General features: G+C 58.9%; 15 protein-coding genes. 4 read left to right on the plus strand and 11 right to left on the minus strand.

Annotated features, from left to right (window positions below; genetic code table 11):
- The first annotated feature begins 1 nt into the window (after position 1).
- Positions 2–1,324, plus strand: coding sequence for a 3-deoxy-D-manno-octulosonic acid transferase (locus tag SJY13_RS07960; protein ID WP_377189908.1), 1,323 nt, complete (start codon positions 2–4; stop codon positions 1,322–1,324).
- A 42-nt stretch (positions 1,325–1,366) separates the two neighbouring features.
- On the opposite strand, the gene SJY13_RS07965 is transcribed toward SJY13_RS07960, so the two are convergent.
- From SJY13_RS07965 to SJY13_RS07995, 7 genes are all read right to left on the minus strand, one after another.
- Positions 1,367–2,530 carry a M20 aminoacylase family protein gene (locus SJY13_RS07965; RefSeq protein ID WP_377189910.1) on the minus strand — a complete coding sequence of 388 codons (1,164 nt, stop codon included), beginning with the start codon at positions 2,528–2,530 and terminating at the stop codon, positions 1,367–1,369.
- Between the two features lie 48 nt (positions 2,531–2,578).
- Positions 2,579–3,721: an MFS transporter gene (locus tag SJY13_RS07970; protein WP_377189914.1), complete on the minus strand. Its 1,143-nt coding sequence runs from the start codon at positions 3,719–3,721 to the stop codon at positions 2,579–2,581.
- Positions 3,722–3,790: 69 nt separating this feature from the next.
- Positions 3,791–5,068: a DUF3422 family protein gene (locus tag SJY13_RS07975; protein ID WP_085821169.1), complete on the minus strand. Its 1,278-nt coding sequence runs from the start codon at positions 5,066–5,068 to the stop codon at positions 3,791–3,793.
- 108 nt (positions 5,069–5,176) lie between these two features.
- A complete protein-coding gene (locus SJY13_RS07980; protein ID WP_377189917.1) occupies positions 5,177–5,533 on the minus strand; it encodes a VOC family protein in 357 nt (118 codons plus the stop codon).
- An 85-nt stretch (positions 5,534–5,618) separates the two neighbouring features.
- Positions 5,619–7,070 (minus strand): NAD(P)(+) transhydrogenase (Re/Si-specific) subunit beta, encoded by a 1,452-nt coding sequence (locus SJY13_RS07985; protein ID WP_085821171.1) that lies wholly within the window; start codon positions 7,068–7,070, stop codon positions 5,619–5,621.
- Between the two features lie 13 nt (positions 7,071–7,083).
- Positions 7,084–8,655 (minus strand): Re/Si-specific NAD(P)(+) transhydrogenase subunit alpha, encoded by a 1,572-nt coding sequence (locus tag SJY13_RS07990; protein ID WP_377189920.1) that lies wholly within the window; start codon positions 8,653–8,655, stop codon positions 7,084–7,086.
- Positions 8,656–8,784: 129 nt separating this feature from the next.
- The gene (locus SJY13_RS07995) at positions 8,785–9,234 is read right to left on the minus strand and encodes a methyltransferase family protein (protein ID WP_085821173.1); all 450 of its coding nucleotides are present in this window, start codon (positions 9,232–9,234) and stop codon (positions 8,785–8,787) included.
- Positions 9,235–9,426: 192 nt separating this feature from the next.
- Between SJY13_RS07995 and kynU the strand changes: the two genes are divergently transcribed.
- Entirely contained in the window at positions 9,427–10,620 is a 1,194-nt protein-coding gene (gene kynU, locus SJY13_RS08000) for a kynureninase (RefSeq protein ID WP_377189923.1), read from the plus strand.
- On the opposite strand, the gene SJY13_RS08005 is transcribed toward kynU, so the two are convergent.
- The gene (locus tag SJY13_RS08005; protein ID WP_377189926.1) at positions 10,613–11,191 is read right to left on the minus strand and encodes a TetR/AcrR family transcriptional regulator; all 579 of its coding nucleotides are present in this window, start codon (positions 11,189–11,191) and stop codon (positions 10,613–10,615) included. The genes kynU and SJY13_RS08005 overlap by 8 nt on opposite strands.
- A 97-nt stretch (positions 11,192–11,288) precedes the next feature.
- On the opposite strand from SJY13_RS08005, the gene SJY13_RS08010 reads away from it, so the two are divergent.
- Positions 11,289–11,753 (plus strand): (2Fe-2S)-binding protein, encoded by a 465-nt coding sequence (locus tag SJY13_RS08010; protein WP_377189929.1) that lies wholly within the window; start codon positions 11,289–11,291, stop codon positions 11,751–11,753.
- A 3-nt stretch (positions 11,754–11,756) separates the two neighbouring features.
- Positions 11,757–13,997 (plus strand): xanthine dehydrogenase family protein molybdopterin-binding subunit, encoded by a 2,241-nt coding sequence (locus SJY13_RS08015; RefSeq protein ID WP_377189932.1) that lies wholly within the window; start codon positions 11,757–11,759, stop codon positions 13,995–13,997.
- Between the two features lie 46 nt (positions 13,998–14,043).
- Here SJY13_RS08015 and SJY13_RS08020 read toward each other — a convergent pair whose 3' ends face one another.
- The 3 genes from SJY13_RS08020 to SJY13_RS08030 form a co-directional block, all read right to left on the minus strand.
- Positions 14,044–14,823 (minus strand): gamma-glutamyl-gamma-aminobutyrate hydrolase family protein, encoded by a 780-nt coding sequence (locus SJY13_RS08020; RefSeq protein WP_085821178.1) that lies wholly within the window; start codon positions 14,821–14,823, stop codon positions 14,044–14,046.
- 166 nt (positions 14,824–14,989) lie between these two features.
- Positions 14,990–15,415, minus strand: a complete 426-nt coding sequence (locus SJY13_RS08025; protein ID WP_377189936.1) for a GlcG/HbpS family heme-binding protein — start codon at positions 15,413–15,415, stop codon at positions 14,990–14,992.
- A 28-nt stretch (positions 15,416–15,443) separates the two neighbouring features.
- Positions 15,444–17,576, minus strand: a complete 2,133-nt coding sequence (locus SJY13_RS08030; RefSeq protein WP_377189939.1) for a malate synthase G — start codon at positions 17,574–17,576, stop codon at positions 15,444–15,446.
- Between the last annotated feature and the right edge of the window lie 78 nt (positions 17,577–17,654).

Below are 17,654 nucleotides of genomic sequence, written 5' to 3' on the forward strand. Positions count from 1 at the left end.
CATGCCCCAGCGCGCTGGCCGGCCAACCCTGCTGTACCGTCTGTATTGCGGCCTGACATCTGTGGCTGAGCCACTGGCCTGGCGTACGGTCCGAAACAAGCTGCAGGCCGCAGACGTTCCCGAGACACGGCAACAAGAACGGCTGGGCCATGCCAGCGAGCCGCGCCCTCGGGGCCAGTTAATCTGGTTTCACGCCGCCAGCGTGGGCGAGACCCTATCTGTCATCAGCCTGATAAAACGTCTGGGTCAGCGCCTGCCACAGGCAGAGTTCCTGATCACCTCCGGCACCCCTACGTCCGCTGCGTTGATCGAAAAACGCATGCCGCCCCGCACCCGGCATCAATATCCCCCCCTGGATACGGCTGGCCCGGTACAGCGCTTTCTGGACCATTGGAGCCCCGATACAGGTATCTTCGTCGAAAGCGAAATCTGGCCCCGCCTGATCGTCGAAAGTGGCTCGCGGGGTATCCCGCTGGCGCTCCTCAATGCCCGACTATCTGACAAATCCGTCGCAGGCTGGAAAAAGCGCCCCCAAACAGCGCGGTTCATTTTGGATCGGTTTCGTCTGTTCCTGACCCAGAATGACAAAACGGCTGGGAACCTGATCGACATGGGCGCCCCTGCTGACCGCGTGTATCCCGGCACAAACCTCAAAGCCATGTCCGACCCGCTGCCGGTGGACCAAACCGCCCTGTCAGACATCCGCGCGCAGATCACAGATCGTCCAACCTGGATCGCCAGCTCCACCCACGCAGGCGAAGAAGAAACCGTTCTGGCCGCCCATGCACAGCTTTTGAAACGCTGGCCCAACCTGCTGCTGCTGCTGATCCCGCGCCACCCCGAACGCCGGGGCGAGGTCGCCGCGCTGGTGGACAAGGTCGGGCAAACCGCTGTTTTCCGCTCTGCCGACGCGACCATCACAGCCGAAATACAAATCTACGTGGCCGATACGCTGGGCGAGACCGGGACCTGGTACGCGCTCTGCCCTATCGTGTTTTTGGGCGGCTCACTTAAGGACATCGGCGGCCACAACCCCTTTGAGCCCGCACAGGCAGGTGCTGCCGTGATCACCGGCCCAGGTTACTTCAACTTTGCGGAAACATTTGCCCCGCTGATCGAATGCGGCGGCGCAATTGAGGTCGCATCCACCCCGGACCTGACCAATACAGTCACCTCCTGGCTGTCTGACCCCACCGCATTGGACGCCGCCCGCTCAGCGGCCAAATCCTGCGTGAACACCCAAAAAACGGCACTGGATGCGGTTGTCGAAACGCTGTGCACCCAACTCAGCCTACAGGACGCGGATCCAGCTTCATCTGGCTAAAAGTATCCCGGGGGTGCGGGGGCAGAGCCCCCGCGAGGCCCATCAAGCTGCCGGCATCCGCTGTTCAACGATCCCGGCCCACCAGCTGCACCCGGCCGGAATGGCCTCATCGTTGAAATTGTACTCGGGATGATGCACCGCCGCGGTATCGCCATTGCCCACAAGGATGTAAGCACCCGGTCTCTCCTCAAGCATAAAGGCAAAATCCTCGCCCCCCATGATCAAGGGGGCTTCGTCGCACGCTCCGGATACAGACCGCGCAACATCTGCCGCAAAATCGGTCTGCACATCGCTGTTCACCATTACCGGATAGCCCCGATAATAAGTCACATCGACAGCCCCACCAAAGGTCGCGGCAACGCCGTTGCAGATTTCCCCGATCCGCGTTTCAGCCAGATTGCGCATCTCCTTGCTCATCGTGCGCACAGTACCTTTGAGCTTGACCGACTGCGGGATCACGTTGAACGCAGTGGATGAGGTTTCAAACGACGTGACCGAAACCACCACCTTATCAACCGGGTCAGCATTGCGCGCGGCGATGGTCTGCAGCGCCATGACCGCCTGCGCTGCCATGACTGTGGTATCAACTGTTTCATGCGGCTTGGCCGCGTGACCGCCCTTGCCTTCAAACGTGATGTCAAACTGGTCCGTGGCGGCGAAAAACGCGCCCGGACGAATGGCGAAGCTGCCCACCGGGCGGCCAGGCCAGTTGTGCATCCCGTAAACTTCCTGAATGCCCCACCGATCCATCATGCCGTCTTCGCACATCTCACGACCACCGCCGCCGCCTTCTTCGGCAGGCTGGAAGATCACCACAACTGTTCCGTCAAAGTTACGGGTCTCTGAGAGGTATTTGGTCGCCCCCAGCAACATCGCGGTGTGCCCGTCATGACCACAGGCATGCATCGCCCCATCCGTTTTCGAGGCATAGTCCAAACCCGTCGCTTCGTGAATCGGAAGCGCGTCCATATCCGCCCGCAAACCGATCACCTTGCCGCCGGTATCAACCTTGCCTTTGATAACGCCCACAACTCCGGTGCGGCCAATCCCGGTCACCACCTCATCACAGCCAAATTCCTTCAGCTTATCGGCGACCAGAGCACTTGTGCGATGTGTCTCAAACAAAATCTCGGGGTTTTCGTGAATATCGCGCCGCCATTGAGTGATTTCGCCCTGCAACTCTGCGAAGCGGTTCTTGATCGGCATGGTCTTCTCCCAGTTTTATATGTGCCCTGCATTCAGGCCGTCACATGTTCAGTCAGTGTGCACGGGCCGCAGCGCACCGGACAATAGAATGATCAGGATGGCCAACGGCAACAATGCCATGAATGCCAGCCGTAATGTAAGCATTTCAGCCAGAAACCCAATAAGCGGCGGACCAATCAACAAACCGCCATAGCCCAGCGTTGCCACGCTGGCGATGGCTTGCCCGGGCGGCACATGCGGATCGTTGGCAGCCCGACTAAAGGCCAAAGGCATGATTACGGCATAGCCAACGCCCATCAACGCAAAACCAGCCAGCGCCAAACCTGCTGCATCTGCGGATACTACACCGAACACGCCCAACGCCGCACACACCCCCCCAAATCGGGCCGCTGAGACCGGACCGAACCGGGCAATCACAAAGCCTCCGGCCAGCCTGAAGGTGACCATCGTCACCGAGAACACCGCGTATCCAAGGGCAGCAACGCTTTCGGTCGCGCCTGTTACATCCCTGAGGAAAATAGCGCTCCAATCCGCCACAGCCCCTTCGCCCAGCGCCCCGCACAATGCTGCGAACCCCACCAAGATCAGTGCCCCAGAGGGCAGAGCAAAAACCGCGCCGCCAGACGAAGCCGCGCGGCGCGATGTCCAGCGCACCCAGGACAAGGCCAACGCAAGCGCCACCACGACCCCTCCGGTCAATAGGAAATGCTGCATCACCGTCAGACCCATTTGCACCGCGCCATACCCGCTAAGCGCGCCCAACCCTGCGCCCAGGCTCCACATCGCGTGGAATGAGGACATTACGGGTTTGTCATAGGTCTGCTCGACCTCGGCAGCCCAGGCGTTCATGGCCACATCCATTGACCCGTGGAACGCCCCGAATACAAACAGAAAACCAGCCAGCGCCCAGAACCCGTCTGCAACGGCCAGCAGGATCAGGGAGAGTGTGTAAAGAACCGCTATTATCCGTGTGATCCTCACCGCCCCGAACCGGTCAGTCAGCCGCCCTGTAACCGGAAAGGAACACACCGCCCCGGCAGCCATGAACAGCAGGCCAAAACCAAGGGCTTCGTGCGTCAGGTCCAACCGATCGCGCACAGCCGGAATACGAGACGCCCAGATGCCAAACAGCGCACCATTCAGGATGAACATGGCAGCAACGGCCCGCCACGCGGCCACGATTCCGATCACTGGAAGCCCTTCACAAAATGCGTCAAACCAGTCCGTTCTACAGGGTAAGGATGGTTTGGCAACTGCGGTTTATTCCAGCCGTTTGCGTATTTGGCGGATCGCGATCCACACCATCAGCACAACCGGGATTGTCACCGCAGCCGTCAGCATCCCCTTGCTGATCCCCGCCTTGGTCAGCGGATACAGCAGATAGCTGACCAGTGAGACGGCATAGTAACTGATGGCAACCACCGACAACCCCTCGACCGTGTGCTGCAGGCGCAGGGCCATATCGGCGCGGCGGTCCATGCTTTCCAACAGCGCCTGATTTTGCGCGCTGCGTTCAACATCCACCCGAGTCCTTAGCAGCTCACCCGCCCGGATGGCCCGGTCCGACAAGGCTTGCAGACGATATTCAGTGGACTTCACGGTGCGGATCGCCGGATCATAGCGGCGCATCATGAAATCGGCAAAGCTTTGGCGCCCCTCAAATCTCTCTTCGCGCAGAACTTCGATCCGCTGGTTCACTATAGCTTCATAAGCGCCCGTTGCCCCAAAGCGAAACGAACACCGGGCCGAGAGCGTCTCAAGTTCAGTCGAGATAGACAACAGATCAGGCAGCAAAGCGTCAGGATTGGCCGCATTATCGGTCATCTGCCCCATCAATTCGGTCAACTTGCCGTCCAACTCTCCGATACGCGGGGTCAGCTGTTTGACGCGAGCAAAGCCCAGCATGGACATTGCTTTGTAGGTCTCAATCTCACACAGACGCTGAATGATCCGCCCTATCCTGCGTTGCCCGGTGCCTTTTGCCACGAACATCGCAAACCGCATATGCCCAGCCGGATCAATGCGGAAATCGCTGGCACATACGGCGGCGTCGTCCAGCACCCGGGCCACGGCAAGGCTTTCGGGCTCAAACCAGTTGGCCAGAGAGGATTTGACCGTATCGTCTTGCCCGCGCGTGACCACGCGCATCATCACAGAGGTCACCCGTTGACCCGGGCTTGCCATCAGCCAGTCCGGCGGGAAGACTTCAAAATCGGCCGGGTTGAAGGGCCGGTCACTGACGTTCGGTGTAATTGCGGTATAGGTCACAAACTCGGTATGTTGCTCCCATTTCAGCCAATGGCGCCCGATCTGCCCGGCATAATGGGTTGCCTGAGGCTGCGGGTGCTGTGCCCCGTGCCGGTCCAGCAGGTCGATCAGATGGGCCAGATCCTCATCCCGATCCCGCGCCACGGCGGCAACCGGTTTCTTGATCGCCAGAAAGACCACGGTGCAAGGCGTCGACGCCACAGGGAACGGCCGCGCGTGCAACTCATTGGCCAGTGCGTAGCGCAGCGGGTGATCATCAATTGGGGTCATTCAAGGGCTCCGGTTCGTTCCGGGCACTATACGACACCTCGCCGTTACATCAATTCTCTTTTTATTTCATATACTTACAAGGATACAACGGTATACAAACCCGCTATCTCATTGATTTGGCTGCCACAGCTCGATCGGATTGCCCTCGGGGTCATGAATGCGGGCGAATTTGCCGACCTCACTATCCCACTCGGCCCGGGTTTCGACAGATATCCCCGCAGCTTTCAGCTGGGCGATCATTGCCGTCAGGTCGTCTACCCTGAAATTGATCATCCACTGCTGCTCGGACCGCCCGAAATACTCGGTGTCCTGCGCAAAGGGGGCAAAGACCGTGTATCCTTCGCGTTGTTTCCAGGGCGCCGGGTCATAGTAATTAACACCCAGGTGTTCTTCGTACCAAGCGCTCAGCGCCTTTGGATCGTGGGCGCGAAAGAACACGCCACCTATGCCGTTGACCTTTTCCATGAGGCACCTCCTGCACTGCAGACTACACCAAAATGAAAAAAGGCGCCCGGTCGGGGCGCCTTTGTCTTTTCTAAGCCTGTGGAGATCAGTCGATCATCGGCAGCAGCTTGTCCAGCGACTGTTTGGCGTCGCCATAGAACATGCGGGTGTTTTCCTTGAAGAACAGCGGGTTTTCGATGCCCGAATAGCCGGTGCCCTGACCACGCTTGGATACAAACACCTGCTTGGCCTTCCAGCATTCCAGAACCGGCATACCGGCGATGGGGCTGTTGGGATCTTCCTGCGCCGCAGGGTTCACGATGTCGTTGGAGCCGATCACGATGGCAACATCCGTATCCGGGAAGTCGTCGTTGATCTCATCCATTTCCAGAACAATGTCATAAGGCACTTTGGCTTCCGCCAGCAGCACGTTCATGTGCCCCGGCAGACGACCGGCAACGGGGTGGATCGCAAAGCGTACGTTCTTGCCTTGCGCGCGCAGCTTGCGCACCAGTTCGGAAACCGATTGCTGCGCCTGCGCCACCGCCATGCCATAGCCCGGGATGATGACCACGCTGTCTGCGTCGTTCAGGGCTGCGGCAACGCCTTCAGCTTCGATGGCAATCTGCTCGCCTTCAACGGCCATCTGCTCACCTTGCGGGCCGCCAAAGCCACCCAGGATCACGCTGACAAAATGGCGGTTCATCGCCTTACACATGATGTAAGACAGGATCGCACCGGACGAGCCCACAAGCGCACCGACCACGATCAACAGGTCGTTGCCGAGGCTGAACCCGATCGCCGCAGCCGCCCAGCCGGAATAGCTGTTCAGCATCGACACAACCACCGGCATGTCAGCGCCGCCGATGCCCATGATCAGGTGATAACCGATGAACAGCGCCGCCAGGGTCATCAGGATCAGCGGGAACAGACCGCCCGAAGCGGTGTACCAGATCAGACAGATCACCGAGAGAGCCGCAGCAGCCGCATTCAGTGCATGGCCACCCGGCAGCTTTGTCGCCACCGACGTCACCTTACCTGCCAGCTTGCCATAGGCCACAACCGAACCGGTGAAGGTGATCGCACCAATGAAGATACCCAGGAACAATTCAACATGCAGGATGCCCAGTTCCGCCGGGGTTTTCTTTGCGATCAGTTTCGCAAACGCACCCAGGTTGGACAGATCCGCATCCTTCGCCGAGTCCACGATGGCAAAAACCTGTGCCACATTCTGGATTTCGAAATGCGCGTTGAAGCCCACAAACACAGCTGCCAGACCAACCAACGAGTGCATCGCGGCCACAAGCTGCGGCATCTCGGTCATCTGGACACGTTGCGCCACGTATTGGCCGATAAAGCCACCGCCTGCAATCAGCAGCAGCGACAGCAGCCACAGACCGGAACCGGGGCCAACCAGCGTCGCAAAAACCGCCAGCGCCATACCGACAATACCGTACCAGACCGCGCGCTTGGCGCTTTCCTGGTTCGACAGACCGCCCAGAGACAGGATAAAGAGAACAGCTGCAACAACATAAGCAGCAGTAGTAAAGCCTTGCATCTATCCGGCCTCCTTAAGATTTCTGGAACATGGCAAGCATGCGCCGGGTGACGAGGAAGCCACCGAAAATGTTGATCCCAGCCATAAAGACCGACAACGCCGCCAACAGAATGACCAGGAACGAACCCGACCCGATCTGCATCAGTGCGCCCACGATGATGATCGACGAGATCGCGTTAGTGATCGCCATCAGCGGTGTGTGCAGGCTGTGTGCGACGCCCCAGATCACCTGGAATCCCACAAAGATGGCCAGCACGAAGACGATGAAGTGCTGCATGAAACTGGCCGGAGCGATCAGCCCCACCAGCAGCAGCAACGCGCCACCGACACCCAGCAGGGTAAACTGCTGTTTCGTCTGCGCCTTGAAGGCCGCAACCTCTTGCTCACGCTTCTCTTCCGGGGTCAGCTCTTTGACTTCGGGTTTTTTCTGCGCCGCAATCGCCTGAATCTTTGGTGGCGGTGGTGGGAAGGTGATCTCACCCTCAAAGGTCACGGTGGACCCGCGGATGACGTCATCTTCCATGTCATGATTGATCTGACCGTCCTTTTCAGGCGTCAGGTCGGTCATCATGTGACGAATGTTGGTGGCGTAAAGCGACGAGGATTGCGCCGCCATCCGGCTGGGGAAGTCGGTATAGCCGATGATGGTCACGCCGTTGGCGGTCACGACCTTCTCATCCGCAACGGTCAGCTTGCAGTTGCCGCCCTTTTCCGCCGCCAGGTCGACAATGACCGAGCCCGGTTTCATCGCTTCGACCATGTCCTTGGTCCAAAGCTCGGGCGCTTCGCGGTTGGGGATCAGCGCCGTAGTGATGACGATGTCTACCTCAGGGGCCAGTTCGCGGAACTTGGCCAGTTGGGCTTCGCGGAATTCATCGGACTGCACGCTGGCATAGCCACCGGTCGCGGCACCATCCTGGCTGTCATCTTCGAAATCCAGGTAAACGAACTCTGCGCCCATCGACTCGACCTGTTCGGCCACTTCGGGACGCACATCAAAGGCAAGGGTGATCGCACCCAACGAGGTCGACGTGCCGATGGCCGCCAAACCGGCCACACCAGCGCCGACGATCAGGACCTTCGCTGGCGGTACTTTTCCCGCCGCCGTTACCTGACCAGTGAAAAAGCGACCAAAGTTGTTGCCCGCCTCGATCACTGCGCGATAGCCCGCGATGTTGGCCATCGAGGACAGTGCGTCCATCTTCTGCGCACGGGAAATCCGCGGCACCATCTCCATGGCGATCACATTGGCGCCCTTGGATTTGGCCAGCTCCATGCCTTCTTCATTTCCGGCTGGATTAAAGAAGGAAATCAGCGTCTTACCTTTGGTCAGGCGTTTCAGTTCAGCCTCGGTAGGCTGGCGAACCTTGGCGACGATATCAGCCGCCTTCCACAACGCGGCCGCCGTCTTGACCACCTCAACGCCCGCCGCCTCATACGTCGCATCCGAAAAGCCCGCGGCCAAACCCGCGCCTTTCTCAATCAGACACTCATACCCAAGCTTCTGCAGTTGCAACGCAGACTCCGGCGTCATCGCAACGCGATCCTCGCCCGATATCGTTTCCTTTGGTGTGCCTAGCTTCACCGGCGTTCCCCCTAATTTTCAATCTGACCGATCAGGTGGTCGGTATAGTTCATCAAGCTTTCATGTACCCTGCGCAATATTATTTCGCAAGCGCAGCATTCGTAACGTTATGTCACGACACACGCGGCGTCACACCCAGCGTCGGGTTTGCCGTTCGTATCGGGCGAAATCTGCGCGGAATGTCCGGCGCAGTCGGTTTTCTTCAGGCACAATAAAGCGGCGCTCTAACACCCACACAAAGATGGGAACCAAAACCAGCGACAAAACCGCGTCGAACCGAAGGATCAGACCCGCCAAAATCAAAACGTCACCCACATAGATCGGATTGCGGCTGCGTTTGAAAATCCCGCTCTGGATCAAGGCCGAAGGCGTTTGGTGCGGGATCACCGTTGTCTTGTGGCGGCGAAACTCGGCCACTGCCAAAACCGCCAGGATCACGCCGCCGCCGATCAATACTCCGCTGAGCAAGTCTGTGAAACCTCCATCCAGCGACAGACCCAGTGAAAAGTACCGCTCTTGTGCCCAGGCCAACACGGCAAATCCCAACAACCAGACCGGAGGAAGATCAATCTTTTTCATGGCCGGATGCCTTTTGGTTCATCAGTAAACTTGCCGATGATCTATCGTTTCCTGCCCAAGATGGCAAAACACCAGATAGTCGCAGCGCTGGCGTGCCTCGGATGCCCGGCACAGGGCAAAACATGGACACAAACGGATGGATCAGGTAGCCCTTGGATCTAATTCACATCCAGACCAATTCGCAGGACCACTATGACCGACTTTGCCGCGACAAAAGCCATGTTCGATTTACCCAAGGACGTCATTTATCTTGACGGCAACTCACTTGGCCCCTTGCCCCATGCGGCCAGCGGCCGTGTCAGTGACATGATGACCCGGGAATGGGGCCAGATGCTGATCACCGGGTGGAACAAGGCAGGTTGGATGGCTATGCCGACCAAATTGGGGGATCGGATCGGTCATCTGATTGGCGCGGAACCGGGCAGCGTGGTAACCGGCGATACCCTGTCGATCAAGGTCTATCAGGCGGTCGCGTCAGCGCTGGAGTTGCGTCCCGACCGCAAGGTTGTTCTGTCGGATAGTGGCAACTTTCCCACCGATCTTTATATGGTCGAAGGACTGCTGCGGTCCCTTGGCCCAGAATATGAATTGCGCGTCGTCGCCCCCGATGAGGTCCCCGGAAGTATCACCGAGGATGTGGCTGTCCTGATGCTGACCGAGGTTGATTACCGCAGCGGACGCCTGCACGATATGAAGGCTCTGACCGAACTGGCGCACGCAAACGGTACGATCACTGTCTGGGATCTGGCCCATTCTGCCGGGGCAATTCCTGTGGACCTGTCTGGCTGCAGCGCCGATTTTGCTGTTGGATGTACGTACAAGTATCTCAACGGAGGCCCTGGCGCGCCGGCTTTTGTCTACGTAGCGCCGCGCCTGGCTGAACGTGTGCGTCCCGCGTTGTCTGGATGGCTGGGGCACGAGGCCCCCTTTGCCTTCGATCTGGACTATCGCCCTGGCGACGGCATCGAAAGAATGCGGGTTGGAACGCCGCCTGTGATCCAGATGACCGCGCTGTCCGCAGCGATGGATGTCTGGGATATGGCTGATATCCAGGACGTGCGCGCCAAATCCATCGAACTGACCGAGTTATTCATTGAACGGGTCGAGGCGGCCTGCCCCGGGCTGGAACTGGCCAGCCCGCGTGATCCCGAACAGCGCGGCAGCCAGGTTTCGTTCCGGTTTGCTGATGGGTACGCCGCCATGCAGGCCTTGATTGCACACGGTGTGATCGGCGATTTCCGCGCGCCTGATATCATGCGGTTCGGCTTTACGCCGCTGTATATCGACGCGCAGGATGTCGAGCATGCGGTTTCAATTCTGGCCGATATCATGACGAACCGGTTGTGGGACACGCCCGAATTCAAAGTCCGCCAGCGCGTTACCTAGCCTCAAGCCCCGCACCAATCAGCGCAGCCAATTGTGCGGCGCGGACCTCAAAGTCCTGCCCACCAGAGGCGGTCAGCTTGATCCCTTTCAGCGCGACGGTGATGGTTTTTGCGGTTTCGTGCGGATCGCCAACCAACCTGACCCGCCCGTTGGTCTGTTCCTTGGAAAGCCAATTGGCATAGAGGTCGGTCAACGCCCCCTCGCCCGCCTCGACAATCTCGGTGGCCATGGACTTGGTGGTATCCAACATCTCAAGCCCGTGCGGAGAGGCCAGGATCTCGGCGATGCCTTCGGATTGCGCATGAACGGCCTTTGCTACGGTCTCGGGCACTGATCCCGGGCCTTCCAGTGCCTGCGCGACGGCCAGGGCTTTTTCCTCGTAATACAGCTGGGTCAGCTTTCGAACGATCGCTTCTTTGTTCTTGTAGTGCAGATAGACGGCCGGCCGCGACATCCCCGCGCCACGCGCAATATCATCCATCGATGTTTTTTTAAAACCGTATGCGGCAAAGGCCTGAAAGGCTGACGACAATATCGCTTTTTGCCTCGGGTCATCATTCAAATCACTCATACCGTAGCTTTGACATTTTTTGTTTATTTTGTCAATTGACAATCTGACACTTGCAGGCAATATGTCAGGAACCAGCCAAAGCCCAGGGAGATGCGCCATGGCGACCAGTTTAAAAGTGAACGGTACATCCCATCAAGTAGACTTGCCTGACGATGTACCCCTGCTGTGGGTTCTGCGGGACGGGGTTGGCCTGACCGGTACCAAATTCGGCTGCGGAGTCGCAGCTTGTGGTGCTTGCACAGTGCATATCGATGGTGAGGCCGTGCGTTCGTGCCAGGTCACGTTGTCGGATGTTTGGGGCGATGTAACAACGATTGAAGGCATCGGATCGCCGGACGCATTGGCAACGATCCAGCAGGCCTGGGTCGACCATCAGGTCGCACAATGCGGGTACTGTCAGTCAGGGCAAATCATGCAGGCGGCCGCGCTACTGGCGGAGAACCCTGACCCGACCGACTCAGATATTGATGACGCGATGCAGGGCAACCTGTGCCGCTGTGGTACCTACTCTCGCATCAGGGCGGCGATCCAGGATGCAGCCTTAAAGCTGAAAGAGGTGTAACCGATGGCATCTGTTGGTAAAATCCTCCGCCGTACGTTCCTGATTGGTTCAGCCGCCGTCGTCGGCGGTGTGGCTTTTGGGGCTTATTATGTCAGCCGACCAGCACCCAACCCGCTGAAACCTGGCGAAGGCGAAGCGGCGCTCAACCCATTTGTGCTGATCGACCAGAACGGCGTGACCCTGTTTGCGCCCCGGGCTGAGATGGGACAGGGCGTCAAAACCACCTGGGCAGCCCTGATTGCCGAGGAGCTGGATGTGGACCTGGACCAGGTCACTGTTCTGCACGGCCCTGCCGCAGCGGCCTATTACAACTCGGCCATGATGGGTGAAAGCCTGCCCAACAAGGGCTATGACATCTCAAATTTCCAGCACAATCTGGCTGAGGCGCTTGGTGTGGTTGGCCGGGTGCTTAGCCTTCAGGTGACGGGGGGCTCGACCTCGATGAAGGACGGGTTCGAGAGAATGAGGCTGGCCGGGGCCTCGGCCCGTGAAACGCTGAAACAGGCGGCCGCTAACCGCTTGGGCGTTGATCCGTCCGCGTTGAAAACGGCGTCGGGTTTTGTCATTGCGCCCGATGGGGACAAGATCGCCTATACCGAACTTGCCATCGAGGCCGCCGTGATTGAAGCGGTCGAAGCCCCTTTGCGTGCCCCCTCAGAATGGCGGTATCTTGGTCGTACGCAACCGCGCCTGGACATGGCGGGCAAGGTGACCGGCACCGCGGAATTCGGTGTCGACGTGCGCCTGCCGGGTATGAAATTTGCCGCCGTCCGGATGAACCCCAAGCTGGGCGGCGTCATGAACAGCTATGATGACAGCGCAGCCAAAACAATGCCGGGCGTTGAAAAAGTCGTCAATCTGGGCACTGGTGTTGCAGTTGTTGCCAACAACACCTGGCTTGCAAATCAGGCGGTTGAGGCGATTGACGTGGATTGGGGTGACGCGCCCTACCCGTCGGAAACAGACGAGATTTTTTCCCATATTGCCAAGGCGTTCGACGACGCACCTAATTCGACCATGCGTGACGATGGGGATGTCACCACGCTGCCGGACGGCGCAAGCGAGATCACTGCAGAATACAAAGTGCCTTATCTGGCCCACGCCACGATGGAGCCGATGAACGCAACTGCCTTGTTCACCGGCAACGCGCTGGAGTTGTGGTGTGGCAATCAAGCTCCGACATTGATCCAGATGCGGGTAGCCAGCGTGGCCAATCTGGATACCGAAGCGGTCCAGATCCACACCACCTATTTGGGCGGCGGGTTTGGTCGACGGGGTGAGTTTGACTTTGGCGAAATCGCCACCAAGGTCGCGATGGCGATGCCGAACGTTCCGGTCCAGACCACCTGGAGCCGCGAAGAGGACATGCGCCACGACTTTTACCGCCCCGGAGCGATGGCGCGGATGCGGGGCGCGGTCAAGGATGGTCAGGCCGTGCTGATCGACGGGCAAGTCGCTGCGCAATCCTGCGCCCAACAAGCCGTAAACCGCTATACCGGACTGCCCGCTGCAGGCGCTGACAAAGTGCTGGTCGAGGCGTTCTTTAACCAACCCTATGCCGTTCCGAACTACCGGATGAGCGGGCATGTCGTCGATCTCGACATCCCCGTTGGGTTCTGGCGGTCTGTCGGCAATAGTCACAACGGTTTCTTCCATGAAACATTCATTGACGAATTGGCCCACGCTGCGGGTCGCGATCCGCTGGATTTCCGGTTGGAACTGGCCAAATCCGAACACGCCCCTTCAGCGGGCTGCCTTGAGGCCGTACGCGAAATGTCCAACTGGACCGGTCAGACCGCGAAAGGTGTCGGGCGCGGTGTTGCTCTGACCTATAGCTTTGGCACGCCGGTGGCACAGGTCATCGAAGTGGTGGACGAGGACGGAACGATCCGCATCAACAAGGCCTGGATCGCCTGCGACATGGGCCTCGCTCTGGATCCCGACAACGTCAAGGCACAGATGTTCGGGGGCATGATGTACGGCCTGTCAGCCGCCTGTTTCGGTGAAATCACCTTTTCCGAAGGCGAGGTAGAGCAGTTCAACTTCCCCGACTATGACGCCATTCGGATGCACACGGCACCGCAGGTCGAAGTGCGCGTTCTGGAAACCAACCGCCATATGGGCGGCGCGGGAGAACCTGGCACACCGCCGTCAATGCCCGCTCTGGGCAATGCCCTGTTCGATCTGACGGGTGAGCGCGCGCGCACCCTGCCTTTGATCAATCAGTTCAATCTGCTGATCTGATCGCGATGCGCCAGTCCAGTTCTCCTCTCTCGGGCCGGCGCAGGACCTAAGCGCTCTGGGATACCAGGGCAGCGTCTGAGCCGGTCGACCAGGCGTGAACCGCCGCGCCAAACGCCTCGAACAAGGGGCGCGACACTGGGTCATTCACAGCATCCCATTCCGGATGCCATTGTACTGACAAGGTAAACCCGGGGGCATCTTTTACATAGATCGCCTCGGGCGTGCCGTCGGGCGCGTGCCCGTCAATGACAACCCTCTGTCCGATCGACTTGATGCCCTGCCCGTGCAGCGTGTTCGTCATCACTTCGGTCGCGCCCATCAGACGGTGGAACAGGCCGCCCTCGGTCAGCTGCACCACGTGACGCAGGGCAAACTTTTCCTCTAGCGTGCCATCGGGTGGCATCCGGTGGTTCATGCGGCCCGGCAAATCGCGGATTTCGGGATACAGCGTCCCGCCCATCGCCACGTTGACCTCTTGGAATCCGCGGCAAATGCCAAAGAACGGCTGACCACGCTCAACACAGGCCCGCACCAGCGGCAGGGTAATGGCATCGCGGGCCCGGTCGAATTCACCATGGGCATCCGTGGCGCATTCGCCGTATTCTTCGGGGTGGACGTTTGGGCGCCCTCCGGTCAGCAGAAACCCGTCACAAACCTTGAGCAATTCATCAACCGACACATATCGGGGATCGGCCGGGATCAACAACGGCAGACAGCCGGATACATTGGCCACCGCATCCGAGTTCATCGTCCCACCCGCATGGGTCGGGTATTGATCGTTCATCAAATACGAATTGCCAATGATACCGACGACGGGTCGAGACATTCTGTATTCCTAAATCGTTACTCTCGCTGTCAGGAAAGCTATCGGCCCTGTCTGTGGCGCGCAATAGCACAAGACCTGCGTGTCAGCGCAAGCTGTTGTTCAACCCTGCACATGCGTGAGGACATCTGATGGGGACAACGAAACGTTGCCCCCGTGTCCCTCCCGATCAGGCTTCGCCAGTCAGCCCTGCAAATTCGATCCCGGTCATCGCGGCGATGGCATCATTGTCCGAAGTATCACCGGTTACACCAACTGCGCCGATCACCTCGCCCTTGCGGTCGCGCAGCAATACGCCACCGGGTACGGGTACGACCTGGCCGCCGTAAACGCCATTCACGGCAGCCATGAAATAGGCCTGCGCCTCGGCTCTCTGCATTTGTGCGGTGCCAGCCATTCCCAGCATGACCGAGCCATAGGCCTTGCCATGCGCGATAGCAAACCGACCGGGCGCGGCGCCGTCTTCACGCTCGAACGCGATGACATGGCCACCGGCGTCCAGCACCACGACCGAAAGAGGTTTCAGCTCCATCTCGCGCCCTTTCTCAAGGGCTTTGCGGATGATCGATCGCGCTTTGCGCAGAGAAATAGCCATGTCGTGTCCTAACGTTCAGGAGATTTGTTTAAAGGCTTGCCTTAAGTTCCAATCGGCGGGCATGCAGAACCGGCTCGGTGTACCCCGATGGCTGTGCACGCCCCTTAAAGACCAGATCGCAGGCCGCCTGAAAAGCAATACCGTCAAAACCAGGGGCCATTGGGCTGTATTCAGGATCGCCTTCATTCTGGCGATCCACCACTGCGCCCATCTTTTGCATCGCGGCCATGACTTGATCTTCGCTAACGATATCGTGGTGCAGCCAGTTGGCCAGTGCCTGACTGGAAATACGGCAAGTGGCCCGGTCTTCCATCAGGCCGATATCATTCAGATCCGGTACTTTCGAGCATCCAACACCCTGATCAACCCAGCGAACAACATAGCCCAGAATGCCCTGCGCATTGTTCTCGATCTCATGGGTGATCTCGTCATCGCTGAGGTTGCGACCGCCCAACAGGGGAATGGTCAGCAGATCGTCCAACGTGCCACGGGGCCCGCTATCAGCCAGTTCGTCTTGCCGGGCCAATACATCGATCTTGTGGTAATGCGTTGCGTGCAAAGTCGCCGCGGTCGGTGACGGCACCCAGGCGCAGGTGGCGCCCGATTGCGGGTGTCCGATCTTGGCCTCCAGCATATCGTCCATCCGGTCCGGCATGGCCCACATGCCTTTGCCGATCTGCGCCTTGCCCTTCAGGCCACAAGCCAGACCAATATCGACGTTGCGATCCTCATAAGATGCGATCCACGGCGTGGTTTTGATATCGCCTTTCGGCAGCATTGGGCCTGCTTCCATCGAGGTATGGATCTCATCCCCGGTGCGATCCAGAAAACCGGTGTTGATAAAGGCCACGCGCGATTTCGCGGCGCGGATACATTCTTTGAGGTTGGCTGAAGTCCGGCGTTCCTCATCCATGATGCCCAGCTTTACTGTGTTGCGCGGCAGGCCAAGGATATCTTCGACCATGTCGAAAATCTGGACCGAAAACGCCACCTCTTCCGGGCCGTGCATCTTGGGTTTCACCACATAGACCGAGCCCTGGACCGAGTTCCCGCCCTCACGCTGCATATCGTGCATGGCGATCAGCGTGGTGCAGAGCGCATCCATCAGCCCTTCGCCGATCTCATTGCCCTGCCCGTCCAGAACGGCAGGGTTTGTCATCAGATGCCCAACATTGCGGATCAGCATCAGCGAACGACCCTTCAGGCTGCCCTGCACCCCTGATGCGGTCGTAAAGCTCAGATCCTTGGCCAGCTTGCGGGTGAAGGTCGTGTTGCCCTTGTTCACCTCTTCGGTCAGGTCACCCTTCATCAGACCCAGCCAGTTGCTATATGCAACCACCTTGTCGGTTGCATCGACACAAGCGACCGAGTCCTCGCAATCCATGATGGTCGACAAGGCCGATTCCAGACGCATATCGGCAATATTCGCAGGATCGCTGGCCCCGATGGCACTGTGTGTGTCGATCCGGATCTGAATGTGCAGCCCGTTGTTGCGCAGTAATACCGTATCCGGTTTGCCCGGCTCTCCCTCATACCCAACAAATTGCTTGGGATTGGCAAGCGTTGGCATCAGTTCGCCGTCCTGAACACGCAGCCCTGCGACATCCGCCCATGACCCGAAGGCCAGCGGAACGGCACCGTCCAGAAACGCCTTGGCCCAGGCAATCACCCGCGCACCACGCGTGGTGTCGTAGTCGCCACCGGCAGGCAAATCGCCCATCGCATCCGTGCCATAGAGCGCATCGTACAGGCTGCCCCAGCGCGCATTGGCGGCGTTCAGGGCAAAGCGGGCATTGGTGATCGGAACAACCAACTGTGGGCCGGGAATCAGCGCAATTTCCGGGTCAACATTGGCAGTGTCGATCTGAAAACTGTCACCTTCTTCGACAAGATATCCGATCTCTTGCAGGAAGGCCTGATAAGCGGCGGCATCATGTGCCTGGCCTGTACACAGTTGATGCCAGGCATCGATTTGCCCCTGAAACCGGTCGCGCTTTGACAACAGGGCACGGTTCCTGGGGCCCAGCTTGGTCACCATCCGCGCAAGACCATCCCAGAAGGTATCAGCCGTGACACCGGTTCCGGGCAGTGCCTGATCCTCGATAAAATCGGTCAGCACTTTATCAACCTGAAGTCCGCTGCGCGCCTGCCTGCTGCTCATGATCTGTCTCCCACGTTTGTACGCCATTGTATGCAGCCAGCATTTAGGACGATTGTTTCCGATAGGCAACGTGCATCG

It is taken from the genome of Ruegeria meonggei, from assembly GCF_042768335.1.
GTDB lineage: Bacteria > Pseudomonadota > Alphaproteobacteria > Rhodobacterales > Rhodobacteraceae > Ruegeria > Ruegeria meonggei.